Genomic DNA, 23722 nt, shown 5'->3' with positions numbered 1-23722 from the left:
TCCTCGGGGGCGGTGCCAGTCCGGTGCCGGATGCCCTTCGGACTGCGCGAGTTCGCCTACGCCAAAGCGTCAATACGGTGAGCGAAGGCTCGTACTCCCGGAAGAGTGCGGTCGTGCCGCATGAGCCCCACGGCGACGGAACGGACGGAACCGCGACGGACCTCCTGGGGAGCCGCCTGTTCGGCCGCCAGCAACGCCCGGTAACAACGGTCGTGTTTTCCCCACTGCTGGAAGGCCCGGGCGACATCGATCCAGTAGCGGGCCTGGCGCTCGGTGGTGGGCAGGGTGGCAGGACGGATATGCCGAGCCTGCTCCACAGCTTGGCCCGCGTCGCCCAGGAGGTGGCTGATCGAGATCTTGTGGAGGAGAACCTGGCTGGGGCCGAAGACGGTGCCGCGGAGCAACGCGTCACGCCCCATACGGCTGGCGGTGCCCTCCGCCTCGGCGATGAGAACGCACGCGGTGTGTCGGTCCCCCTGTTTCGCGGCGGTGTAGGCGGCGGTGGCGTACAGGTTGCCCTGAGCGGACAGCCGTTCCGTCTGATCCGAGGCGCGGTCGGCACTCAGTTGCTGGGCAGCGGTGACGGCGATGTCCGTGGCTCTGTCGTAGTGCCCCTGGCGGCGCCAGGCCGAGGAGACCATGCGGTGGGCTTCCGCGACGATGAGCGCGTCCGCGCCGCCTGACGCTGCGGTGAGCGCCCGGTCAGCGGTAACGATGGCCAGGCCGTCCTCCCCGAGTTTGATGCACAGACGGGTGGCGATGATGTAGAGCTCGGCGACCGCGGCGGCCCCTTGCTCCCTCTCACCCTCGTGCCCAAAGGCGTGGGCGAGCGCGACCCGAGCCGGGAGAGCACGAGCGAGGGTGTCGTAGCGACAGGTGCTGAACTCCTGACGGGAGGCGTTCACCGCGGCGGCGACCGTGGATCGGGTGGGGTCTGAGCGGAGGGCAGGAGGGCGGTGACGATGGAGGAGTAGGTCCTCCAGACCGGACAGGTCCGGTTTCCGTGACTCGTGAGCCGCCGCGGGAGTTCCAAGGGCCACGCTGGTGGTGGCTCCCGCCAGGACTGCCAGGAGTTCTCGGCGCTGCACCGGATCGTCCCCCTCATCGCCGAAAGAGGTGTGCGTGGCCACCCTAGTAGCGTCACGTCGTTTCTCGGGGCCCTGCCGTTGGCACGGCGCGAGGCCCAGCACGTGCGGAGGAATGTCGAGGCAGGCTGCCAGGTTCTGGAGCAGCAGCACGTCACGCAGGGGCTGCTTGCCTCGTTCCATCCGGGACAGGGAAGCAGCGGTGTAGCCCACCCGCTTGCCCAGGTCGGCCAACGTAACGTCGGCCGCACGACGGGCTAACCGGACGATGGTGCCGGTGTCTCGGCGGGCCAAGGCATCTCGCATCGTCGACGAGTGCCAGATCGGGTGGAAGCCATCCACGGTTCACCTCCTGCCGATTCCATTGTCCGTCAAATCCCCCTCCAGCACGAGGAGTTGTAAGGCGTTTACGCCCGGTGCAAACCCCGTGCGCGCCGAAGCGCCACACCTCCTCCCTCCTGGGCGACTGCGATGTCCTGTCGGTACGGACGGCACGTCACAAAGCGAGCCGCAAGCCCTTCCCGGAGAGGTGAGTACATGGACAGGAGACCGGTTATCCGAAGCGGCTGGGCATCAGCCACCGACGCGAGGTCGGTCAAAGAAAAAGCGGTGCATGGCGATCCCGCCCAGCGGATCTCTGGCTGGGGAACTCACGACTCTGACGACTCGGCCAGGGCAGCAGAGCCGGTTCTGATTCCACGCCAGCTCAGGCCCTACGCGGTCCAGTTCGCGAAGTCCTTCGCCAGGCGGGAGCAAGCGCACCGGGTCGGCGCCCCTTACCGATGCATGGAGGCGTCCTGACGTGCACGACACACAGTTGAAGGAACTCTCTGGCCGGACCGTACTCGTCACCGGCGGAGCCGGACTCATCGGCAGCCGAATCACCAGATGCCTACGCGGTGTGGGTGCGCGGCCCCTATCGCTGTGCATGTTGGACGCCTACCCCCGGCGCACTTACCGCGACCTGTTCGGCGTTGACCCGGACGACCCCGACGTCATCGTCGGTGACATCCAGAAACCAGATCTGGTCAGAGAGGCAGTTGCCGGAAGTGACTACGTGATCCACGCCGCTGCTCTCGCGGACGTGGCCGCCTGTACCCGCAAACCCATGACAGCCATCCACACGAACATCACCGGCACTCAGGTGGTTCTCGACGCGGTGGCCAGGTCTGAGCGAGTCCGGCGGCTGATCTTCGTCTCGTCAGCGAGCGTCTATGGGAACGGCGCCCCCGAGGACCGGGCACAGCAAGATGGTGAGTGCCGCGCTCTGCGCGGGTTACTCGAAGCGGTCTACGGACGCCTACCTTCACAGCTCCACGAAAACGCCCGACTGCGACCGACGTCCGTCTACGCCAACACCAAAGCGTGGGGCGAGAGACAGACCGCTCTCACGCTGGGGGGCGTGGGCACCTCCTACACAGTGGTGCGGTACTTCTCCGTCTACGGTGAGCCACAGGTCATCAAACGGAACAGCCACTCATGGGTGGTCGCCTGGTTCGCCACCCGCGCCGCCCTGGGGCTGCCCCTCAATCTCAACGGCGGCGGACACCAGGTCCGAGACCTAGTCCACGTGGACGACATCGCCAGTGCCACCGTACGGGCCCTCGTCGCTCCACGAGCCCACAACGAGACACTCAACATCGGTACCGGTGTTCCCACTCGCGTACGCACAGTGGCCCAGTTGGTCGCCGAACGATTCCCCAACTCGCGATTCAGGGAGACCCCATTACCGCCTGACGATCCGCTCGGTGGCTATGCCGCCACCCATCGCATGGAAACAGTGCTCGGCTGGCGACCAACCATCACGGTCGAAGAGGGAATCGCCCGCTACACGGACTGGCTCACCAGGACTCCGGAAGCGATTCCGGCATGGCTGCGGACCGAATCCAAAGCCGCGTCGACTTGATTCAGATGATCGGCGGTCGGCCCAGTCGGGTCATCCTCCACACGGTGGGCCATTTCATCGGACGACGAGGCGCACACGGGGTGCGCAGCCCCTCGGCAAATCCGCCGAACCACGCCCTGAGACCTGCCGTGGACCGGGTACGGGCTACGGCAAGCACGGTCCAGTTGCCGAGATAGAAGGGAACGAGAAGGGCGGGAAGGTGCCTCTTGGCGAGCCAGACTCGGTTGCGAGCGACCATGCGGTGGAAGACCGCGTGCCTCGTCGGTGAAGTCCACGGATGCTGGAGCACGAGTTCCGGTTCGTAGAGCACTTTCCAGCCCGCATCCAGAGCCCTCCAAGCCAGATCGGTTTCCTCGTGCGCGTAGAAGAACTCCTCGGGCCAGTCCCCGATCTGGTCGAGCATCCGCAACGACAGCCCGTGTCCCCCACCGAGGAACGTGGTCACCTGCCCGCCTCGCATCGGGTCCGCCGCGCGCAGTCGTGGAACGTGGCGCCGCTGGGTACGACCGCGCTCATCGGCAATGCGGAAACTGACGATGCCCAGTTGATGGTCCGCCGCATACAGCTTCGTGAGCCGAGTGAAGACGTCTGGACTGATCAGCAGGCCATCATCGTCCAGATCCACCACCACATCGACATCCCCGAACTCCCGGAGCCGAGCCAAGGCCGCGTTGCGGCCACCGGATACCCCCAGGTTCTCGGGTAGTTCGACGCCAGTCACCCACTCGGGCAGCGTCGGCAGCGGGGTTCCGTTGCCGACGACCACGACCCGCGTGGCAGGTGTTTCCTGACCGGCGACCGACTCAAGGAGGAGGGCCAACTCCGTGGGTCGCGTACCCAGGGTCAAGATGGCGACGCCAACGCGTGGGTGACGCACAGCTGAACTCTCCGTTTCCTCAGTTCCGGTGGGCCGATGCTAACCGCCCCGGAACCAGCGACCGACCACTTACCGGAAGGCCACCCATGCCAGCCCTTCACATCGGTGACTACGTCACCGTGTCCCCCAGCGGAATGTTGGACGGCACTCCATATGAGCACCTGGAGGAGACAGACCTGGCACACTTCCTCGCGCACTGGGAGAGCTGGCACCGGCAAGCCCTCTCGCGCATTCCGCACCGCATCCACCCGACCGCACGCATCCACCCGACCGCGATCATCGGAGACGACGTGATCATCGGGCCCCGTGTGCGGGTATGGGAGTTCTCCACGGTCCGCGCAGGATCCGTACTGTGCTCCGATGTGTCAGTCGGCTTCAACTGTGAGGTCACCCGATCATTCTTGGGCGAGCGAGCCGTCCTTGGTCACCGCATCGGGATCAACCGCACCCTCGTCGGCACGGACGCCCACCTGTCCGCCAACCTGGTTGTCGCGGCCATCAGTATGTGGAGCCCTCACATGGGCAGACCGGAGCGGGAGATCATTCTGCGTACAGCCGCCGGTCTCTACCGCTGCGGCACACCACAGTTCGGTGCTCTGATCGGCGACGGAGTCCAGACCGGTAACAGCATCAGCCTCGGCCCCGGTCTCGCGATCGGCCGTGGCTGTCGCATCGCCAGCGGTGTGACTCTCGCCGCCCGGGCCATCCCGAGCCACAGCGTCCTCACCGCACCGCACACGGCAAACACCCACATCCGCCAACGGCCCGCACCGGGCACGAACCCGCCGGCTCCCGACACCACTGCCCCCTGAACAGGCTCGGGCCACGGCGTCAGCTGGTGAAGCCAACTTCGCACAGCGACACGGGACTTGCTGCTCTCGCAGCCAGGCTGCTGGAGAGCTAAGCATGTGTTCGGGTACAACCAGACCCCTACTGCGCCCAGTCGAAGACGTCCGACTCCAGGTCGATCTGCGCGTTGCCGCCGCCGAAGTTGGCCCCACCCACCTCGTCCTCCAGCTCAAGGACGTAGGGGGTCAGCCCGTCCGGTATCCCCTGGCAGGGAGCGATGGTCCCGCCGAGGTGGGAACGCAGGTGGACGGCGTCACGGAACTCCCGCAGGGTCGGGTCCTCCGAGAGCCAGACGTCGACATACGCGTCGTCGTCCTCGGACGGCGCGACACCGGTGTTCGGATCGTTGACACGTTCGCCGGTCCAGACGGTCATTTCGGGGGCGCTGTGGTCCCAGGCGTTGCGGCCGAAGCGGTACGGTTCGGCGTCCTTGGCGAGGCGGACGTCCGCCGGGGGTTCGGTGCGCGGGGCACGGAACTCCGCCTCGGTCAACCAGATCAGCGCGTGTGCCCCACCGATCAGGTCCTCAAGGTCCCGCTGTCGGGGATGGCCTGCCTGGTGGGCGGACGCCACCGAGGCGAGGAACGGGTCAGTGGCCTGCTCGGGGGTGAGAGGAGAGCCGGCCAGCAGGTCAGCGACCCCGGGGACCTCCTCGGCGACATGGTCATCGGCCTGGAAGAAGGAGACGGCCACCAGGTCCTGGCCCTTGCGGCGGTATTCCGGGGGCAGTTCGAGGGTGATCACATGGGTCATCGGCAGGCCGGTGACCGGACCGCGAGGCCAGGCCGCCGGGCCGATACCGGGTGCCCTGCCGCCGCACCACCCGGCCACCCGGGCATCGGGCAGGTCGATGCCGGCATCCCGGTCGGGATGTACCAGCAGCGCGTCGGCCGACTCACCGAACCCCAGGTCGTACGCCTTCACCCTGAACGCCTTCCTCCGAAAGTGCGAGACGGCGTTCAACCTACGCGCGCCCACTGACAACGCTCCGACAGGGATGCCTCAAAGCGCACCAGCACGGGGGCACCGTCAAACGGCGCCTCACCCCACCCGGTTGGCGACGTGCCCTGCCCCCAGCCACAGCGCGCACGCGTCCGCCCACCTCGCCGTGCTCCCCATCGCGGCCAGCCGCACCCGGCCAGCCCCGCACTCCCGGGAACGGGCCTGGGCTCACCCCTTCAGGTCCTCCACGAAGGCCGCCCCAGCGGAAGACCCCACCCACAGAGCAGGCCCAGCCGGCTCCTTACTGTCCCGCACCGGAACAGCGGCAAAGTGACGATCAGCAACCTCCACACAGCCGCCGTGATCACCGTTGCGGTAGCTGCTCTCACGCCGACCACCCAGAGCGGAGGCGTCAGGAGTCGTACTCGCCGCCCTCCGCTCCGCCCGGCCGGGCCCGGTGGGTCAGCCCCGGGCGGCGGCCGTGGTCGGGCGTCCCTGTTGGGAGAGGGCCGCCGAGATCAGCTCCTCCAGGGACTCGCGGGTGCGCAACAGTTCGTCGATGTGGGTGGAGAGGCGGTCGCGCTCCTGTTCCATCCGCTCCAGGGCGACGAGGGAGTGGTCCTGACTGGGGGCGTCCACGCAGGGCATCAGCTCGGCGATGGTACGGCTGGAGAGGCCGGCGGCGAGCAGCCGTTGGACGAAGGTCACCCGCTCCAGGTCGGCCTGGCCGTAACGGCGTTGGCCTCCCGAGGTGCGGGTGGGGGTGAGCAGGCCCTGCTCCTCGTAGTAGCGCAGTGACCGCACGCTGACCCCCGCCGCCGACGCCAGTTCCCCGATGCGCATCCGCTCTCCCTTCACGGCCACGGATGTGAGCTGGGACACACACACTTGAAGCTCACACCGATGTCAGGTTCTAGCGTAACCAGTGCGCCCGGACAACCGGGCCGAGGACGTGAGGAGCCCGTATGACCGCCCTGTTCACCCCCCACCGGCTCGGCGAACTGACGCTGCCCAACCGCGTGGTGATGGCGCCGATGACCAGGAGCCGGGCCACGCCCGACGGGCTGGCCACCCCGTCGATGGCGACCTACTACGCGCAGCGGGCCACCGCCGGACTGATCGTCACCGAGGGCGTGCAGCCCAGCCTGGTCGGCCAGTCCAACCCGGGAACCCCCGGGCTGCACAACGACGAACAGGTCGCCTCCTGGCGACAGGTGACCGACGCGGTACATGCCAACGGCGGGCGGATCTTCGCCCAACTCATGCACGGGGGACGGGTCTCGCACCCCGACACCATCGGCCAGACACCGGTGGGCCCCTCGGCGGTGGCGGCCGTCGGGGAGGTGTTCACCCGCCGGGGACGGCTGCCGGCACCGGTGCCGCGCGCCCTGGAGACCGAGGAGGTGCCGGTACACGCGCGGGCCTACGCGGAGGCCGCCCGCCGGGCCGTCGACGCCGGGTTCGACGGGGTGGAGCTGCACGGCGCCAACGGGTATCTGATCTCCCAGTTCCTCTCCAGCAACGCCAACCTGCGCACCGACGCCTACGGTGGCTCGCCCGCCCACCGCACGCGCTTCGCCGTCGAGGCCGCGACCGCCACCGTGGAGGCCGTGGGCGCCGCACGCGTGGGCATCCGCCTCTCTCCCGGCGGCACCCTCTGGGGCGTACGGGAGACCGGGGTGCCCGAGCTGTACGGGCTCCTGTTGGAGCGGCTGGCGCCTCTCGGCCTGGCCTACGTCCACCTGGAGGCCACCACCGAGGACGAGGTACTGGACAGCCTGCGGGCGGCCTGGCCCGGGACCCTGGTCATGAACCCGACCGACCCCACGGGGCCACGGTGGACCGAACGCGCGGACGCCGACCGCTGGCTGGCCCGGGGCGCGGACCTCGTCAGCTTCGGCCGCGCCTACCTCGCCAACCCCGACCTGGTCGAACGTCTGAGGCTGGGCCTCCCGCTGGCCGGCGCGGAGACGGAGACCTACTTCCAGGGCGGCGACCGGGGTTACCTCACCTACCCCGCGTACCAGCACGTGGCCTGATCGCCCCCCACCCACGGCGCCGGAAGGCGCACCGTCCCCCGTTCACCTAGGCTGAGGCCAGCTCCGTGCCCTGACCGTGGACGTCGGCGCCCGGCGCGGTTCACCCTGGCGAGGAAGCTCAAATCCTCCTCTGAACCGGGGCGAAGGGGGATTCGTCCCCCCGCCGCGCGGTCAGAAAGTGCACAGGGGTGTGAAAGGGGGACACGGTGGGGCCACTGGGGATCGGTATCGGCTGGCGACCGGAGATCGCGGAGGGCATCGCCCGGCTACCGGATCTGGACTGGGTGGAAGTGGTCGCGGAGAACGTCTGCCCCGACCATCCGCCCACCGACCTGATGGCGTTGCGGGAACGGGGCACCACGGTCATCCCGCACGGGGTGAGCCTCGGCCTGGGAGGCGCCGACCGCCCCGACCCCGGCCGGCTGGCCGCACTGGCCGCGCGTGCCGAGGCCTTGGGGTCTCCCCTGGTCACCGAACACCTCGCGTTCGTGCGCTCCGGCGGCCCCCTGCTGGGCACCGACACCATCGAGGCGGGACACCTGCTGCCGGTGCCCCGTACCCGGGATGCCCTGGCGGTGCTGTGCGAGAACGTACGGGTGGCCCAGGACTCCCTGCCGGTGCCGTTGGCCGTGGAGAACATCGCCGCCCTGGTCAACTGGCCCGACGAGGAGCTGACCGAGGGGCAGTTCCTCCACGAACTGGTGGAGCGCACCGGGGTCCGCCTGCTGGTGGACGTCGCCAACCTGCACACCAACCGCGTCAACCGGGCCGAGGACCCCGGGCGCACCCTGGACGCCCTGCCCCTGGAGGCGCTGGCCTACGTGCACGTGGCCGGTGGCGTGGAGCGGGACGGCGTGTGGCACGACAGTCACGCGCACGCCGTCAGCGAGCCGGTCTGGGAGGTGCTGGACGCCCTGTGCGCGCGCACCGTACCGCCCGGGGTGATGCTGGAACGCGACGAGGACTTCCCCGAGTTCGACGAGCTGGCCGGGGAGTTGGCCGGTATCCGGGCCGTGCTGGACCGGCACCGGGAGGGGGTGACCCGTGTCTGAGCCGGACACCCTGGACCCGGCGTCCGGGGCGGACGTCGAGGCGGCCCGCCGACGGCTGGCCGCCGCCCAACACGCCCTGCTGTCCTCCCTGGTGGACGGCGCCCCCGTGCCGAGCGGCTTCGACCGCGAACGCTGGGAGGTGCAGCGCCGGGCGCTGCTCGCCAAGCGGACCTCGGTGGTCGCCACGGTGGCCCCGGAGTTGCCGGAGATCCTGGGCCCCGAACGGTTCCGTAAGGCCTTCCGCCGTTACGCCGACGGGCGGGCCATGACCGGCGGGTACCGCCTGGACGCCATGCGCTTCGCCGCCTGGATGCTGGAGCACGGCCAGCCGAAGGAGAACGCCCGCGCCCGGCGGCGACTGCGCCGCTGGTGGAAGGACCGCGCCCGGCCCACTCCCCCACGTCGTCCGGTACGCCGTGCCCTGCGGTGGATGCGGGACGCCCTCACCACCTCGGAGGGCTGAGATGAACCTCGCCATGTGGCTGACCCTCGCCGCCGTCACCGGGTCCCTGGTCTCGGTGTGGTGGGCCCACCACCGCGCCCTGGCGTCGGTACCCCGGGTCGACGCCGCGCCGCCGCGCAACGTACGGGAGGCCGCGTTCCTGGGGGGCGGCCCCGGCCGGGTCGCCGACACCGTGTTCTGCCTGCTGCTGGAGGACGGTCGGCTCCGCGCCGACCACGGGCGGGTGACCGCCGTCGAGGGCGCCCACGGGCGGGAGCCGGTGGAGCGGGAACTCCTCCACCTGTGCGCGGCCGACGGCGGCTCCTCGTCCTGGAAGTCGCTGCGGCCACGGCTGATGTCCTCGGCGCCGGTGCAGCGCATCGGTGACGAACTGGCCGAGCGGGGGCTGCTGTTCCGGCCGGAGATCCACCGGCCCTGGCGACGGGCGACCCGCCGCCATCTGTGGATCTGCCTGCTGGGCTACCTGTGCTGTCTGATCCTCGGGGACGTCTCCCTGCTGGTACGGCTGCTGGTGCTCCCCCTCGCCGCGCTGCTCCTGGCGGGGCTGGGCCTGCTGGGGGCACCGGACCGCCGTCGCCGTACCCCCCGGGGGCGGCTGGAGACCGAGGTGCTGCGGATCACCAAGCCGTTCGCGGTCACCGGGGTGGGCGCCGCCTCCACGGCGGTCGCGGTGGGCGGGCTGCTGGCGGTGGGCGACGCGGAGTTGAAGGGCGAACTGGTCCAGGGCCTGGCCGGTACCGAACTCGCCGCCGCCCACAGCACCACCAGCGCGGTGAGCGGCTCCGCCGAGGGCGCCTGGTGCGGTGGCGACGGCGGAGGCTGCTCTGGCGGGTGCGGCGGCTGTGGAGGGTGCGGCGGCTGAGCCGCGCGGGCGGTCACCGGGGGGCGCCGGCCCCCGTACGCGAGGGCGGGCGCCCGGTCACCCGGTGAGGGTCAGGGCAGGTCGGCCAGGAGGTCCCCGACCGGGCGGCGGCGCCCGGTGTAGAAGGGCACCTCCTCCCGTACGTGCATCCGCGCCTCGGAGCCGCGCAGGTGGCGCATCAGGTCCACGATGCGGTGGAGTTCGTCCGCCTCGAAGGCGAGGATCCACTCGTAGTCCCCGAGGGAGAACGAGGGCACCGTGTTGGCCCGTACGTCGGGGAAGCCGCGCGCCATCTTGCCGTGGTCGGCGAGCATCCGGCGACGGTCCTCGTCGGGCAGCAGGTACCACTCGTAGGAGCGCACGAAGGGGTAGACGCTCACGTAGTCACGGGCCCGCTCGTCGGCCAGGAAGGCCGGGATGTGGGACTTGTTGAACTCCGCTGGGCGGTGCAGCGCCATGTTGGACCACACCGGCTCCAGGTGCGCACCGAAGGCGGTGCGCCGCAGCCGGTTGTAGGCGGACTGGAGGGCGTCGGAGTCGCCGGAGTGCCACCAGACCATCACGTCCGCGTCGGCCCGCAGGCCGGACAGGTCGTAGATCCCGCGTACGGTCACGTCCTCGGTGCCCAGGTCGGCGAACAGTTTCTCCACCTCGCCGGCGAGGGTGGCCCGGTCCGCCGGCAGCGGGGGGCGGACCCGGAAGACCGACCACAGGGTGTAGCGGATCACCTCGTTGAGGTCCTTGGCGCGCTTGCCGGGCGACCGGTCGTCCGGGACCTCGGGGGCGTGGGTGGCGTCGTTGCTCGCAGTCATGGCCCCATTGTCGCCCGCATTGTCGCCCACCCCGAAGCCGGCCCCGCCCACGGGGGCGGCCGTCACCGACACGGTGCCCGGGCGGTCCGCGTGCCCGGCCGGGTTCAGCCCTCGGCGCGGGGCGGGATGACGCCGCCCCGACGCAGATAGCCGGCGAGGTCGTCGGTCAGCGGCAGCGCGTCGATCTCCTCGGGGGCGACCCACCGGACCTCGTCGGCGTCGTCGCCGGCCACCAGGGTGCCGCCGAGGACGGTGGCGGCGAAGTCGTGGATCTCGTACACCCGGCCGTCGCCGACCGGTACCCGCAGGTTCCACAGTTCCCGGCCGACCCGGACCCGTAGACCGGTCTCCTCCAGCGCCTCACGGGCCGCCGCCTCCCGGAGGCTCTCCCCGGCCTCCACCGAACCGCCGGGCACCGACCACAGTCCGCGCCCCGGTTCGGTGCCCCGCCGGACCAGCAGCACCCGGCCGGCCTCGTCCGTGACGACCACGCTGGCCGCCCACACCACCTGTTGGGACATGCCCCGACCGTACCGGGTCAGCCCTGCCCCTCCGAGGGGAGCACCGCGTCGGCGGCCGACTCCCCGCTGGCCACACAGGCGGGGATGCCCACCCCGTCGTAGGCGGCCCCGCACAGGGCCAGCCCCGGGAGCGCGGCCACCTCCCGGCGTACCGCCGCCACCCGGTCCAGGTGCCCGACCGGGTACTGCGGCAGCCCGCCCGGCCAGCGGGTCACCAGCGAGCGCACCGGACGGGCCCGCAGCCCCACGGCGGCCTCCAGGTCCCGCAGCGAGACCCGGACCAGTTCCTCGTCCTCCCAGGACAGGGGCCGCGCGTCCCCCAGCCGCCCGAGCGAGGTACGCAGGAGGTACAGCTCCTCGTCCCCCTCGCCCACCCACTCCCACTTGGTGCCCGAGAAGGTCGCCGCCTTGATGCCCCGCCCCTCCACCGGAGGCACCAGGAAGCCGCTGACCTCGGGCAGTCCGGCCACCTCGGTACGGCGGAAGGCGAGCGTGACCAGGGCCATCGGGGCGTACTCCACGGCTTCCAACTCCCCCGCCACCCGGGGCAGTCGCCCCGCCAACAGCCGGCCCGCCACCGGAGCCGGCACCGCCAGCACCACCGCGTCCGCCGACAGTGCCTCACCGCCCCCGAGCGCGACCCGCCACTCCTGACCGACCCTCAGCACCTCCCGTACCTCCGCGCCGTGACGCAGCTCGGCACCCCGCTCCCGGCAGGACCGGGCCACCTCCTGCGGCAGCCGCCCCACCCCGCCCCGGACGCCGTGGAACACCGGCCCGCCCGCCACGCCGACCGCCGCGCCCCGCACCCGACGCACCGCGTCGGCCAGGGAGCTCTCGTGGCGGGCCGCCTCGAACAGGGCCGGTACGGCGGCCCGCAACGAGATGCGGTAGGGGTCGCCCGCGTAGACGCCGCCCAGCAGCGGCTCCACCAGCCGGTCCACCACCTCCGGCCCCAGCCGCTCGGCGACCAGCTCCCCGATGGCCACGTCGTCGGGCCCGCCGGGCCGGCCCAACTCCAGGGCCGGAAGGCCCACTTCGGCCGCGATACGCCGCCGCCCCTCGGGGGAGATCACCTCAGCCACCTGGGCCGGGTCGTCGGGCACCCCCATCACCTGGCCCCTGGGCAGCGGGCGCAGCGCCCCCCGGGACCACAACGCCGAGCCCACCGCGCGCGGGGCGCACAGGTCGGGGCCCAGCCCCACCGCCTCGGCCAGCCGTGACCCCTCCGGGCGGCGGGCCAACATCGCCTCCGCGCCCAGGTCCACCGGCTGGCCGGCGATCTCCCCCACCCGCAGTTTTCCGCCCACCCGGGAGTCGGCCTCCAGCACGGTCACCCGTGCTCCCCGGTCCAGCAGACGGTGGGCGGCGGCAAGCCCGGAGATCCCCGCACCGATGACGATCACGCGCATGTGCCCACTGTCCCAGACCGTGGGACGTGGCCCGCACGCACCCGTTCCGTGACGAGATCGCGACCGGGTGACGGCAACCGGTCACCGCGCGTCGCCCGTCCAACCTGCCACAGGACAGGGGACCTTGGGGGATCGCGTGAGGAACACACGGCACGACGGATGGGGCCGACCCGACGGCGGGGCGGGAAACGGGTCACGGTTCGCCCGGGCCCGGGCGGCGGTGGTGGCGCCGACGGCGCGCAGGGCCGTACTGGCGGTACTGGTCGCCACCCTGGCGGTGACCGGGTGCAGCGCCTCCGACGACGACAGCGCGGGCGCGTCGGACCAACGGCCGTCCGCCGGTGAACAGGGGAAGCGCTCACCAGAGCGGGACGGTACCGCGGAGACCCGGCAACCGGGCTCTGACCCGAGCCCGGGCGCCTCCGACGGGACCGACCAGAGTCCGGGGCGGCAGAAGTACCCGGCCGCCTCCCGGGAGTTGGTGCGCACCGCACAGCTCACCGTGGTCGCCAAGGACGTGCCCGGGAAGCTGGAGCGGGCCCGCGAGACGGCCGAGAAGGCCGGCGGCTACACCGCCAGCGAGACCACCGACCGGGACCCCGAGGGGCACGAGCGCTCCCGCATCACGCTCAAGGTGCCGCCCCGGAAGCACTCCTCGGTCCTGGCCGACCTCTCCGACCTGGGCACCCTGGAACGCCGCAACGTCTCCACCCAGGACGTGACCGACCGGGTGGTGGACCTCAAGAGCCAGATCTCCTCCCAGCGGGCCAGCGTCCGCAGGGTGCGCGAACTGATGGACGAGGCCGACGACCTGAGCGAGGTCGTCCGCCTGGAGGGCCAGCTCACCAGCCGGCAGACCACCCTGGAGACCCTGCTGGCCGAGCAGAAGAACCTCTCGGACAGCACCGACATGGCCACCGTCATCCTCTCCCTGAGGGAACCCGACGGGACCCTCGGTGGCGGTGACCGGGACGAGAGCCCCGGCTTCGTCGACGCGCTGGCCGGGGGCTGGGGCGCGCTGCTGTTCACCATGCGCTGGTTCGCCGTGGTGCTGGGCGCCCTGCTGCCCTTCGTACTCGCCGGAGCACTGCTGACCCTGCTGTGGCGGGTGCTGGAACCGCGCCGGCCCCGCTGGCTGCGCCGCCGTCCCCGGGTGGTACCGGTCAGCCCCTGGGGCCCGCCGGCCGCCCCGGCCCCCGCTCCGGTGGGCGCCGACGGCGCGACGACGGACACCGGCGACCCCGACCCGGGAGCTGAGGGCACCAGGTGACCGGTCGGCGCCCGGGCCGGCCGGTCACGGCACCGGAACCTCCCCTGCCCGACACCACTCCACGGTGACTCCACGGCGCGCCGTTTGGACCGGGGAAGATCCGTGAACACGTTCCGGTGCCACACCTCGTGGGGGTGGGAACAGGAGGCGCCGCCGTGGCACGCGCGGATCCTGGGGAGGGTCGGTGAGCGTGTCACGCGCCGTGGGACAGCGCCGGGCGGAAGGGAGTCCGGTGCGTCGGTGCCCCGGCCGCCCCGGCGGCAAGGGGCGACCCCCGGCGACGACGGAGCGACAACCCGGCGCTGTACGGCGCCAGGGCACGCGAGCCTCTCGGTGTTCCGAACGAGGCGCCCTAGCGTGGTGGGCGCACGGCGCCGGGCGGCGCGACCCGACGGAGAGGAACCGGTATGGCTACCACCCGACGGATTCTGGTGATCGGCGGCGACGCCGCCGGAATGGCGGCGGCCTCCCGGGCGCGCCGACTGTGCGGCGAGGAGTGCGAGGTCGTGGCCCTGGAGCGGGGCGAGTTCACCTCGTACTCGGCCTGCGGTATCCCGTACTGGGTGGGCGGACAGGTCGAGGACCGCGACCAGCTGATCGCCCGGGACCCGGCCGAGCACCGTCGGCGCGGGGTCGACGTACGCACCCGCACCGAGGCCACCGCCCTGGACCTGGACCGGGGCCAGGTACGCGCCCGCCGACTGGACTCCGGCGAGGAACTGTGGCTGGACTACGACGAGTTGGTCCTCGCCACCGGCGCCCACCCGGTGCGTCCCCGGCTGCCCGGCATCGACGCCGACGGCGTCCACGGAGTGCAGAGCCTGGAGGACGGCCAGGCCCTGCTGGACACCCTGGCCCGCACCGAGGGCGACCGGGCGGTGGTGGTCGGCGCCGGCTACATCGGCGTGGAGATGGCCGAGGCCCTGATCCGCCGGGGCTACCGGGTGACCGTGGTGGACCAGGCCGAGCAGCCGATGACCACCCTGGACCCGGACATGGGCGCCCTGGTGCACGAGGCCATGTGCGGTATGGGCATCGAGACGGTACGTGGGGCCACGGTCAGCGAGATCGCCACCGAGGACGGCAGGGCGGTCGGGGTGGTCACCGACCGGGACCGGTACCCGGCCGACGTGGTGGTGCTGGGCCTGGGAGTCCGGCCGGCGACCGAGCTGGCCCGGGAGGCGGAACTGCCCCTCGGCGCCTCCGGCGGGCTGCTCACCGACGTCACCCAGCGGGTGCGCGGGCACGAGAACGTGTGGGCCGGCGGCGACTGCGTGGAGGTGTACGACCTGGTGTCCGGCGAGCACCGGTACGTCCCGCTGGGCACCCACGCCAACAAGCACGGCCAGGTGATCGGCTCCAACCTCGGCGGCGTCCACGCCACCTTCCCCGGGGTGGTGGGTACGGCCGTGAGCAAGGTCTGCGACCTAGAGATCGGACGTACCGGCCTGCTGGAACGCCAGGCCACCGAGGCCGGACTGGACTTCCACACGGTGACCGTGGAGGCCACCAGCCGGGCCGGCTACTACCCCGGGGCCAGCCCGATGCACGTCAAGATGCTCGCCGAACGGCACACCGGGCGCCTGCTGGGCACCCAGATCGTGGGGCGTGAGGGGGCGGCGAAGCGGGTGGACATCGCCGCCGTGGCCCTGACCGCCCGGATGACGGTGGAGCAGATGACCCAGCTCGACCTGGGTTACGCGCCGCCGTTCTCCCCGGTGTGGGACCCGGTACTGGTGGCCGCGCGCCGAGCGCTGGCGGCCGTACGGGGCGACTGACCCGGACTCAGCGGGCGGTGCGCTGGTGGACGTACTCCACCAGCGCGGTCAGCGCTCCGGGGTCGGTGTCCGGCAGCACCCCGTGCCCGAGGTTGAACACGTGCCCCTCCAGGCCACGGGCCGACTCCAGCACCCGGCCGGCCTGTTCCTCCACCGCCTCACGCGGGGCGAACAGCACGGCCGGGTCGAGGTTGCCCTGCACGGCCTTGCCCGGTCCGATCCGGCGGGCCGCCTCGTCCAGCGGCACCCGCCAGTCCACGCCCACCACGTCGGCACCCGCCTCGCCGAGCAGCCCGAGCAGTTCGCCGGTACCCACCCCGAAGTGGATGCGGGGTACGCCGTACCCGGCGACCGCCTCGAAGACGCTGGCCGAGGCGGGCATGACCCGCCGGCGGTAGTCCTCGGGAGCCAGGGCGCCCACCCAGGAGTCGAACAGCTGGACCGCGCTGGCCCCGGCCTCGATCTGCACCTGTAGGAAGGTGGAGGTGATCCGCGCCAGCCGCTCCAACAGGGCGGCCCACAGCCGGGGTTGGCCGTACATCATGGCCTTGGTGCGCTCGTGGTTGCGGGACGGGCCGCCCTCCACCAGATAGCTGGCCAGGGTGAACGGAGCACCGGCGAAGCCGATCAGCGGGGTGTCCCCCAGCTCCTTGACCAGCATCCCGATGGCCTCGGACACATAGGACACGTCGTCCGGCTCCAGGGGCCGCAGCCGGGCGAGGTCGGCCTCGGACCGGACGGGCTCGGCCACCACCGGCCCGACCCCGGGCTTGATGTCCAGGTCCAGGCCGAGCGCCTTGAGCGGGACCACGATGTCGCTGAAGTAGATGGCGGCGTCGACCCCGTGCCGGCGCACCGGCTGGAGGGTGATCTCGGTGACCATCTCCGGGCGCGTGCAGGACTCCAACATCCCGGTGCCCTGCCGCAGTTGGCGGTACTCGGGCAGGGAACGGCCCGCCTGGCGCATGAACCACACCGGGGTGTGCGGCACCGGTTCACGGCGGCAGGCGCGGAGGAAGGGGGAGTCCTGGAGGGGGCCCTGGGGGCGGTGCTCGACGCTCACCCGGGCAGTCTCCCACGCGTGGCGGGTGCCCCCGAACCGGGCGCCGGACGGCACCGGGCCCGCCGGCCGGGGTGACGGAGTGGCCGGCGCGCCCCGGGCGGCACCGCCAATCGGGCGACCCGCCGTCGGCGGCCCGCTCCCGGACCACCGCGCCGGCGCCCTCTACTCTTTCCGCCCATGACAGCGGTGGGAATTCCAGTGACCGACAGCGACGGTGGACCCGACGAGGCGGAGGCGCCGGTACCCCCGGCCTTCACCGCCGCGTTGGCCGCCCTCCGCGCGTACCGCCCCCGGGAGGACGTGCGGCTGCGCCCGATGCCCGCTCCCCGACGGTTGGCGCCGCACGCCTGCGCCTGGACCGCGACCGTGGAGGAGCCGGCCGGAGCGCCCTCGGCGCGGTCCGAGCAGGAGCCGGCCGAGCTGGCCGACGGGCGCTTCGTGCTGCTGTACGACCCGGACCAGGAGTCCACCTGGCAGGGACCGTTCCGGGTGGTCACCCTCGCCCGGGCGAACGTGGAACCCGAGATGGGCCAGGACCCCCTGCTCCCCGAGGTCACCTGGTCCTGGCTGCTGGGAGCCCAGCGGGCCCACGGGCTGTCGGTACGGGAACTGTCCGGGACAGTGACCCGGGCCGGCTCGCACTACTTCGGGGGGATGGCCGACCGGGAACCGCACGCCGAGCTGGAGCTGCGCGCGAGCTGGACCCCCGAGGCGGAGGACCCCGGGGAGGTGGCCTCCCATCTGGCGGCCTGGTGCGAGCTGCTGTGCCAGTGCGCGGGGCTGCCCCCGGTCGGTGGGGAGGGGGAATCGGTGGAGGGCGAGGCCCGGGTGGTAGCACTTCGGAACCGGTTCGAGGGGTAACCGCGCCGGTGCGCCGGCCGGCCACCACCCGGCCGGGCAGCCGGATCGAGCGGCCGTCCGAATCCGGGACGGCCTCGGTCACCGATTCGTGATCATTCTCTAAAGCTGGGCCTCCGTGCTGCCGAAGGAAGCTATGACCCTTCCACACGGAACGTCCATCACTATCCGGTTTGTCCGGGATGGGCGTACCGCCTCGCCACTCCCCAGGAGGCCCGGTGTCTGTTCTGCTTGAGCACCCCACAAGCCTCGGCGCCTACCGCCCCAACAAGCCGACCGCCATGGTCGTCGTAGCCGACCCTCGTGTCCGTTCCACCGTGACCCGCCACCTGTGGGCCCTCGGGGTACGCGACGTGATCGAGGCGTCGTCCATCGCGGAGGCACGACCCCGAGTCACCAACCCGCGCGACATCTGCGTCGCCGACGTCCACCTGCCGGACGGTTCCGGCCTCACCCTGCTGTCCGAGACCCGCGCGGCGGGCTGGCCCAACGGGCTCGCCCTGTCGGCCGCCGACGACATCGGCGCCGTACGCAACGCCCTGGCCGGCGGCGTCAAGGGCTACGTCGTCACCGGCACCCGCGCCGCGCTGGGCCTGCCCAACCGCCCCGGCGCCGCACCCGTCGGGGCCGCCGCCGCCCGGATGCACCGCCGCCCCGGCCCCGGTGGCCCCGGCCACCCCGGCGGCTACCGCGAACTGTCCGGCCGCGAGGTCGAGGTGCTCCGACTGGTGGCGGAGGGCCAGTCCAACAAGGCCATCGGCGTCTCCATGGGGCTGTCCGCCCTCACCGTCAAGAGCCACCTCGCCCGCATCGCCCGCAAGTTGGGCACCGGAGACCGGGCCGGCATGGTCGCGGTCGCCCTGCGCACCGGCATCATCCACTGACCCACCCGTCACCCCGCCACCCCGAGGGCGCCCACACCCGTGGGCGCCCTCGCGCGTGCCGTGTGAGCGGGCCGACGGTCCGCGCCGAGGGGCGCGGCTACCCTTGTCGGGTGACCGACGCCGAAGACACCGAACCGAAGGCCCCCCAGTCCACCAGCTCCTCCGCGGCCCCACCCGTCACCGAACCGACGGGTCCGGCGCCGGTCCCCCTGCTGGAACCCCGGGAGGGCATCCCGCCGGTCACCGCTACCGAGGAGGACCTCGACAAGGTCGTCCAGCGCTTCGCCGAGGGCTCCGGCCCGGTCGCGGTGGACGCCGAACGGGCCTCCGGCTACCGCTACGGGCAGCGCGCCTACCTCATCCAGCTCCGCCGCGAGGGCGCCGGCAGCGCCCTGATCGACCCGGTGGGCTGCCCCGACCTCACCACCCTGGGCGACGCCCTCGCCGACACCGAGTGGGTGCTGCACGCCGCCACCCAGGACCTGCCCTGCCTCCGGGAGATAGGGATGGTGCCCCGCCAGCTGTTCGACACCGAGCTGGCCGGGCGGCTCGCCGGCTTCGCCCGCGTGGGACTGGGACCGATGGTGGAGCACGTCCTGGGCTACGCCCTGGAGAAGGGGCACTCGGCCGTCGACTGGTCCACCCGCCCGCTGCCCGAGCCGTGGCTGCGGTACGCGGCCCTGGACGTGGAACTGCTGGTCGACCTGCGGGACGCCCTGGAGGCCGAACTCGGCGAACAGGGCAAGGGCGAGTGGGCCCGCCAGGAGTTCGAGGCGATCTGCTCCGCTCCCCCGGCCCCGCCCCGCAAGGAGCCCTGGCGCCGTACGTCGGGGATGCACAAGGTGCGCCGTCGCCGCCAGATGGCGGCGGTACGGGAGCTGTGGACCGCCCGCGACCACATCGCCCAGCGACGTGACATCTCCCCCGGCAAGGTCCTCAGCGACGCGGCGATCGTGGCCGCCGCCCTGGCCATGCCCACCGACGTACGGGCGCTGTGCGCGCTGCCCGGCTTCGGGCACCGGATGGGCCGGCGTCAACTGACCCAGTGGCAGGAGGCGGTGGAGCGGGCCCGGCACCTGCCGGACCGGGAGCTGCCGACGCCCAGCCAGGCGTCCAACGGCCCGCCGCCCCCGCGCGCCTGGGCCGACAAGGACCCGGTGGCGGCGGCCCGGCTGACGGCGGCCCGGTCCGCGGTGACCGCCCGGGCCGAGGAGCTGAGGTTGCCCCAGGAGAACCTGCTGACCCCGGACACCGTGCGCCGGCTCTGCTGGGAACCCCCGGAGGAGCCCACCCGGGAGGCGGTGGCCGCGTCGCTGCGGGAACGCGGGGCGCGCCCCTGGCAGGTGGAGCAGACCGTGGACCTGCTGGTGGAGGCGTTGGACCAGCCCGCCCCCGCCAGCTGAGCGGGTACCGCCTGACGGTGGTGCGACCCGGGCGCGCGAACGGTGCGCCCGGGCCCGCCGGGCCGGGAGCGCGGGCACCGGGGAATGTGATCCACGCCCCTGTGGGGGGACCGGCCTTGCCCATCAGTTACCGACAAGTAGCATGGTGCGTAAAGCCACCCCGGCCCCTCGCGGACCCGGGGGCGAACCCCCGCACCGGCGCACATGGAGGAGAGCCAACGTGCCTCGTACCGCTAGGGACGTCGTCTTCGTCGACGGCGTCCGCACCCCGTTCGGCAAAGCGGGCCCGAAGGGTATCTACCACGAGACCCGCGCTGACGACCTGGTCGTCAAGTGCATCCGGGAGTTGCTGCGCCGGAACCCCAACCTGCCGCCCGAGCGCGTCGACGAGGTCGCCGTCGCCGCCACCACCCAGATCGGTGACCAGGGCCTGACCATCGGCCGTACCGCCGGCATCCTCGCCGGCCTGCCCAGCTCCGTACCGGGCTACTCCATCGACCGGATGTGCGCCGGCGCCATGACCGCCGTCACCACCACCGCCGGCTCCGTCTCCTTCGGCGCCTACGACGTGGTCGTGGCCGGCGGCGTGGAGCACATGGGCCGCCACCCGATGGGCGAGGGCGTCGACCCCAACCCCCGGTTCGTGTCGGAGAAGCTGGTCGACCAGTCCGCGCTGTTCATGGGCATGACCGCGGAGAACCTCCACGACCGTTTCCCCCACCTGACCAAGGCCCGCGCCGACGAGTTCGCGGTGCGCAGTCAGGAGAAGGCCGCCAAGGCGTACGCCGACGGCAGGATCCAGCAGGACCTGGTGCCGATCTCGGTCCGCCGCACCGACCCGGAGGCCGGCGAGACCGGCTGGGGTCTGGCCACCGCCGACGAGCCGATGCGCCCCGGCACCACCCTGGAGAGCCTCGCCGGGCTCAAGACCCCGTTCCGCCCGCACGGCCGGGTCACCCCGGGCAACGCCGCCGGACTCAACGACGGCGCCACCGCCTCGCTGATCGCCGCCGAGGACGTGGCCCGGGACCTGGAACTGCCGGTACGGATGCGGCTGGTGTCCTACGCCTTCGCCGGGGTCGAGCCCGAGGTGATGGGCATCGGCCCGGTGCCCTCCACCGAGAAGGCACTCGCCAAGGCGGGCCTGGGCATCGACGACATCGGCCTGTTCGAGATCAACGAGGCCTTCGCGGTACAGGTCCTGGCCCTGCTGGACCACTACGGCATCGCCGACGACGACCCACGCGTCAACCAGTACGGCGGGGCCATCGCCTTCGGCCACCCGCTGGCCTCCTCCGGCGTACGGCTGATGACCCAGCTGGCCCGACAGTTCGAGGACCAGCCGCACGTCCGCTACGGCATCACCACCATGTGCGTGGGCTTCGGCATGGGCGGCACCGTGATCTGGGAGAACCCGCACTACGAGGGAGCAGGCAAGTGACGTCCACCACCGAGCTGTTGAAGGGCGCGGCCTCCCTGTTCCCGGACGAGGTCGTCACCCAGGCGCACGTACGCCACCTCGAACTCCCCTCCCAGGCGGGCCGGTTCGCCCTGATCACCCTGGACAACGGGTTCGACCACTCCAAGCCCACCACCTTCGGCCCCGGCTCGCTCGCCCACCTCAACGAGGCCCTGGACCAGGTCGAGCGAGAGGCCGCGAACGGCGAGATCGTCGGCGTCGGGATCACCGGCAAGCCGTTCATCTTCGCGGTCGGCGCCGACCTCAAGGGCGTGGAGGTCATCAAGGAGCACCAGGACGCCCTGGCCATCGGCAAGGGCGGCCACGACGTGTTCCGGCGGCTGTCCCAGCTGGCCGTACCCACCTTCGCCTACTACAACGGCGCGGCCATGGGCGGCGGTGTGGAGGTGGGCCTGCACTGCACCTACCGCACCATCTCCCAGGCCGTACCCGCCTTCTCCCTACCCGAGGTCTTCCTCGGACTGGTCCCCGGCTGGGGCGGCTGTGTGCTGCTGCCCAACCTGATCGGACCCGACCGGGCCATCTCGATGATCATCGAGAACTCCCTCAACCAGAACCGACAGCTCAAGGGCCCCCAGGTCCACGAACTCGGCGTCGCCGACGCCCTGTTCGAGGGCGCCGACTTCCTGGAGCAGTCCCTGCACTGGACCTCCGCCGTACTGCGCGGCGAGATCGAGGTGGCCCGCCCCGAGGTGGACCGCGGCGAGGCCTGGGACCAGGCGGTGGCACGCGGCCGGGAGATCGCGGACGGCAAGGTGCACGGCGCCGCCCCCGCCGCCTACCGCGCCCTGGACATCATCGCCGCCGCCAAGGACGGTGACCTGGACGCCGGCTTCCAGGCCGAGGACCAGGCGCTGGCCGACCTGATCATGGGCAGCGAACTCCGCAGCGGCATCTACGCGTTCAACCTGGTGCAGAAGCGGGCCAAGCGTCCGGCCGGCGCCCCCGACAAGTCCCTGGCCAGGCCGGTGACCAAGGTCGGTGTGGTCGGTGCCGGGCTGATGGCCTCCCAGCTGGCGCTGCTGTTCGCCCGGCGGCTGGAGGTGCCGGTGGTGCTCACCGACATCGACCAGGAGCGGGTGGACAAGGGCGTGGGCTACGTCCACGAGGAGATCGACAAGCTGCTCCTCAAGGGCCGGGTCAACCAGGACAAGGCGAACCGCCTCAAGGCCCTGGTCACCGGTTCCCTGGACAAGGCCACCGCCTTCGCCGACGCGGACTTCGTCATCGAGGCCGTGTTCGAGGAGATGGGCGTCAAGCAGAAGGTGTTCGCCGAGGTCGAGGCGGTGGTGCCCGAGCACGCCATCCTCGCCACCAACACCTCCTCGCTGTCGGTGACCGAGATGGCCTCCCAGCTCCGGCACCCGGAGCGGGTGGTGGGCTTCCACTTCTTCAACCCGGTGGCCGTCCTGCCCCTGCTGGAGATCGTGCGCGGCGAGCGCACCGACGACGCCTCCCTGGCGACCGCGTTCGCCGTGGCCAAGTCCCTCAAGAAGACCTCGGTGCTGGTCAAGGACGCCCCGGCCTTCGTGGTCAACCGCATCCTCACCCGCTTCCTCGGCGAGGTGCTGCGCGCCATCGACGAGGGCACCCCGGTGGAGGTCGCCGACCGCGCGCTGGCCCCGATGGGCCTGCCGATGTCGCCGATCGTGCTGCTGGAGCTGGTGGGCCCGGCGGTGGCCCACCACGTGGCGGGCACCCTGCACCAGGCATTCCCGGACCGCTTCGGCGTCTCGGACAACCTGGGCCGGGTGGTCGAGGCCGGCAAGCGCAACCTGTACGTCTACGACTCCGGCAAGCCGGAGCTGGACCCCGAGGTGGCGGCGCTGTTCCAGACCGGCGACGTGGCCCTCACCGAGGAGCAGGTCCGCGACCGTGCCCTGGACGCCATCGCCCAGGAGGTCCGGCTGATGCTGGACGAGGGTGTGGTGGCCGAGGCGCAGGACATCGACCTGTGTCTGATCACCGGCGCCGGCTGGCCCTTCCACCTGGGCGGGATCACCCCGTACCTGGACCGTGAGGGGGTCAGCGAGCGCGCCGCCGGAGGCAGGTTCCTCGCCCCCGGGGTGGCCAGCGTCCCGGAATGACCCGGACGAGCGAACGGTGAAGTGGGGGGGCGGCGCCGGGGGGGGCGCCCCCCCCGGTTGGGGTAGGGTCCCGAAGGGG

The 23722-nt window shown here is 72.0% G+C and carries 20 protein-coding genes and 1 pseudogene; 12 read left to right on the top strand and 9 right to left on the bottom strand.

Going from position 1 to position 23722, the window contains the following annotated elements; all coding sequences use genetic code 11:
* Positions 1-56: 56 nt before the first annotated feature.
* The gene (locus ABZT14_RS20480) at positions 57-1427 is read right to left on the bottom strand and encodes a helix-turn-helix transcriptional regulator (protein WP_356304786.1); all 1371 of its coding nucleotides are present in this window, start codon (positions 1425-1427) and stop codon (positions 57-59) included.
* A 460-nt stretch (positions 1428-1887) separates the two neighbouring features.
* On the opposite strand from ABZT14_RS20480, the gene ABZT14_RS20475 reads away from it, so the two are divergent.
* Positions 1888-2991 (top strand): NAD-dependent epimerase/dehydratase family protein, encoded by a 1104-nt coding sequence (locus tag ABZT14_RS20475; protein WP_356304784.1) that lies wholly within the window; start codon positions 1888-1890, stop codon positions 2989-2991.
* Between the two features lies 1 nt (position 2992).
* On the opposite strand, the gene ABZT14_RS20470 is transcribed toward ABZT14_RS20475, so the two are convergent.
* Positions 2993-3868 (bottom strand): glycosyltransferase, encoded by an 876-nt coding sequence (locus ABZT14_RS20470; protein ID WP_356304782.1) that lies wholly within the window; start codon positions 3866-3868, stop codon positions 2993-2995.
* A gap of 134 nt (positions 3869-4002) precedes the next feature.
* Here ABZT14_RS20470 and ABZT14_RS20465 point away from each other — a divergent pair, with 134 nt between their 5' ends.
* Positions 4003-4680 (top strand): transferase, encoded by a 678-nt coding sequence (locus ABZT14_RS20465; protein ID WP_356304779.1) that lies wholly within the window; start codon positions 4003-4005, stop codon positions 4678-4680.
* A gap of 118 nt (positions 4681-4798) precedes the next feature.
* Here the strand turns inward: ABZT14_RS20465 and ABZT14_RS20460 are convergent, their stop codons facing one another.
* The 3 genes from ABZT14_RS20460 to ABZT14_RS20450 form a co-directional block, all read right to left on the bottom strand.
* A complete protein-coding gene (locus tag ABZT14_RS20460; RefSeq protein WP_356304778.1) occupies positions 4799-5641 on the bottom strand; it encodes a hypothetical protein in 843 nt (280 codons plus the stop codon).
* A 246-nt stretch (positions 5642-5887) separates the two neighbouring features.
* Positions 5888-6061 (bottom strand): DUF397 domain-containing protein, encoded by a 174-nt coding sequence (locus ABZT14_RS20455; protein ID WP_356305161.1) that lies wholly within the window; start codon positions 6059-6061, stop codon positions 5888-5890.
* A 60-nt stretch (positions 6062-6121) separates the two neighbouring features.
* Complete coding sequence (locus tag ABZT14_RS20450) at positions 6122-6502, bottom strand: MerR family transcriptional regulator (RefSeq protein ID WP_356305159.1); 381 nt, start codon at positions 6500-6502, stop codon at positions 6122-6124.
* 122 nt (positions 6503-6624) lie between these two features.
* Here ABZT14_RS20450 and ABZT14_RS20445 point away from each other — a divergent pair, with 122 nt between their 5' ends.
* From ABZT14_RS20445 to ABZT14_RS20435, 3 genes and pseudogenes are all read left to right on the top strand, one after another.
* Positions 6625-7698 (top strand): alkene reductase, encoded by a 1074-nt coding sequence (locus tag ABZT14_RS20445; RefSeq protein WP_356304776.1) that lies wholly within the window; start codon positions 6625-6627, stop codon positions 7696-7698.
* A 206-nt stretch (positions 7699-7904) separates the two neighbouring features.
* A pseudogene (locus tag ABZT14_RS20440) lies at positions 7905-9213 on the top strand (DUF692 family multinuclear iron-containing protein).
* Between the two features lies 1 nt (position 9214).
* Positions 9215-10075, top strand: coding sequence for a TIGR04222 domain-containing membrane protein (locus tag ABZT14_RS20435; protein ID WP_356304773.1), 861 nt, complete (start codon positions 9215-9217; stop codon positions 10073-10075).
* Positions 10076-10146: 71 nt separating this feature from the next.
* Here ABZT14_RS20435 and hemQ read toward each other — a convergent pair whose 3' ends face one another.
* From hemQ to hemG, 3 genes are all read right to left on the bottom strand, one after another.
* Complete coding sequence (gene hemQ, locus ABZT14_RS20430) at positions 10147-10887, bottom strand: hydrogen peroxide-dependent heme synthase (RefSeq protein WP_356304771.1); 741 nt, start codon at positions 10885-10887, stop codon at positions 10147-10149.
* Between the two features lie 104 nt (positions 10888-10991).
* Positions 10992-11408: an NUDIX domain-containing protein gene (locus ABZT14_RS20425; protein ID WP_356304769.1), complete on the bottom strand. Its 417-nt coding sequence runs from the start codon at positions 11406-11408 to the stop codon at positions 10992-10994.
* A 17-nt stretch (positions 11409-11425) separates the two neighbouring features.
* Positions 11426-12820, bottom strand: a complete 1395-nt coding sequence (hemG, locus tag ABZT14_RS20420) for a protoporphyrinogen oxidase (RefSeq protein WP_356304767.1) — start codon at positions 12818-12820, stop codon at positions 11426-11428.
* Between the two features lie 136 nt (positions 12821-12956).
* Between hemG and ABZT14_RS20415 the strand changes: the two genes are divergently transcribed.
* The gene (locus ABZT14_RS20415) at positions 12957-14090 is read left to right on the top strand and encodes a DUF4349 domain-containing protein (protein ID WP_356304765.1); all 1134 of its coding nucleotides are present in this window, start codon (positions 12957-12959) and stop codon (positions 14088-14090) included.
* A 407-nt stretch (positions 14091-14497) separates the two neighbouring features.
* Complete coding sequence (locus ABZT14_RS20410; RefSeq protein ID WP_356304763.1) at positions 14498-15868, top strand: FAD-dependent oxidoreductase; 1371 nt, start codon at positions 14498-14500, stop codon at positions 15866-15868.
* 7 nt (positions 15869-15875) lie between these two features.
* Here ABZT14_RS20410 and hemE read toward each other — a convergent pair whose 3' ends face one another.
* The gene (gene hemE, locus ABZT14_RS20405) at positions 15876-16931 is read right to left on the bottom strand and encodes a uroporphyrinogen decarboxylase (protein ID WP_356304761.1); all 1056 of its coding nucleotides are present in this window, start codon (positions 16929-16931) and stop codon (positions 15876-15878) included.
* A gap of 177 nt (positions 16932-17108) precedes the next feature.
* Here hemE and ABZT14_RS20400 point away from each other — a divergent pair, with 177 nt between their 5' ends.
* The 5 genes from ABZT14_RS20400 (at position 17109) to ABZT14_RS20380 (ending at position 23643) form a co-directional block, all read left to right on the top strand.
* Positions 17109-17792, top strand: coding sequence for a DUF3000 domain-containing protein (locus ABZT14_RS20400; RefSeq protein WP_356304759.1), 684 nt, complete (start codon positions 17109-17111; stop codon positions 17790-17792).
* Positions 17793-18007: 215 nt separating this feature from the next.
* Complete coding sequence (locus ABZT14_RS20395) at positions 18008-18673, top strand: response regulator transcription factor (protein WP_356304757.1); 666 nt, start codon at positions 18008-18010, stop codon at positions 18671-18673.
* Between the two features lie 110 nt (positions 18674-18783).
* Positions 18784-20076 (top strand): ribonuclease D, encoded by a 1293-nt coding sequence (locus ABZT14_RS20390; protein ID WP_356304755.1) that lies wholly within the window; start codon positions 18784-18786, stop codon positions 20074-20076.
* A gap of 220 nt (positions 20077-20296) precedes the next feature.
* Positions 20297-21517 (top strand): acetyl-CoA C-acyltransferase, encoded by a 1221-nt coding sequence (locus ABZT14_RS20385; RefSeq protein WP_356304753.1) that lies wholly within the window; start codon positions 20297-20299, stop codon positions 21515-21517.
* Entirely contained in the window at positions 21514-23643 is a 2130-nt protein-coding gene (locus ABZT14_RS20380) for a 3-hydroxyacyl-CoA dehydrogenase NAD-binding domain-containing protein (RefSeq protein WP_356304751.1), read from the top strand. Before ABZT14_RS20385 ends, ABZT14_RS20380 begins: the two co-directional genes overlap by 4 nt.
* Positions 23644-23722: the final 79 nt, after the last annotated feature.

Origin of the sequence: Streptomyces sp. NPDC005438 (assembly GCF_040606315.1) — a bacterium.
In the GTDB taxonomy this organism is placed as follows: domain Bacteria; phylum Actinomycetota; class Actinomycetes; order Streptomycetales; family Streptomycetaceae; genus Streptomyces.
Note: the sequence above shows the minus strand (reverse complement) of the source record. Positions and strands in the feature narration are given on the sequence as shown.

What these genes read in the sequence shown, in the direction of transcription:
- ABZT14_RS20465 (WP_356304779.1), top strand. Translation starts at nt 4,003, where the DNA reads ATGTTGGACGGCACTCCATATGAGCACCTGGAGGAGACAGACCTGGCA.
- ABZT14_RS20450 (WP_356305159.1), bottom strand. Translation starts at nt 6,502, where the DNA reads ATGCGCATCGGGGAACTGGCGTCGGCGGCGGGGGTCAGCGTGCGGTCA.
- ABZT14_RS20445 (WP_356304776.1), top strand. Translation starts at nt 6,625, where the DNA reads ATGACCGCCCTGTTCACCCCCCACCGGCTCGGCGAACTGACGCTGCCC.
- ABZT14_RS20435 (WP_356304773.1), top strand. Translation starts at nt 9,215, where the DNA reads ATGAACCTCGCCATGTGGCTGACCCTCGCCGCCGTCACCGGGTCCCTG.
- hemQ (WP_356304771.1), bottom strand. Translation starts at nt 10,887, where the DNA reads ATGACTGCGAGCAACGACGCCACCCACGCCCCCGAGGTCCCGGACGAC.
- ABZT14_RS20425 (WP_356304769.1), bottom strand. Translation starts at nt 11,408, where the DNA reads ATGTCCCAACAGGTGGTGTGGGCGGCCAGCGTGGTCGTCACGGACGAG.
- hemG (WP_356304767.1), bottom strand. Translation starts at nt 12,820, where the DNA reads ATGCGCGTGATCGTCATCGGTGCGGGGATCTCCGGGCTTGCCGCCGCC.
- ABZT14_RS20410 (WP_356304763.1), top strand. Translation starts at nt 14,498, where the DNA reads ATGGCTACCACCCGACGGATTCTGGTGATCGGCGGCGACGCCGCCGGA.
- ABZT14_RS20400 (WP_356304759.1), top strand. Translation starts at nt 17,109, where the DNA reads ATGACAGCGGTGGGAATTCCAGTGACCGACAGCGACGGTGGACCCGAC.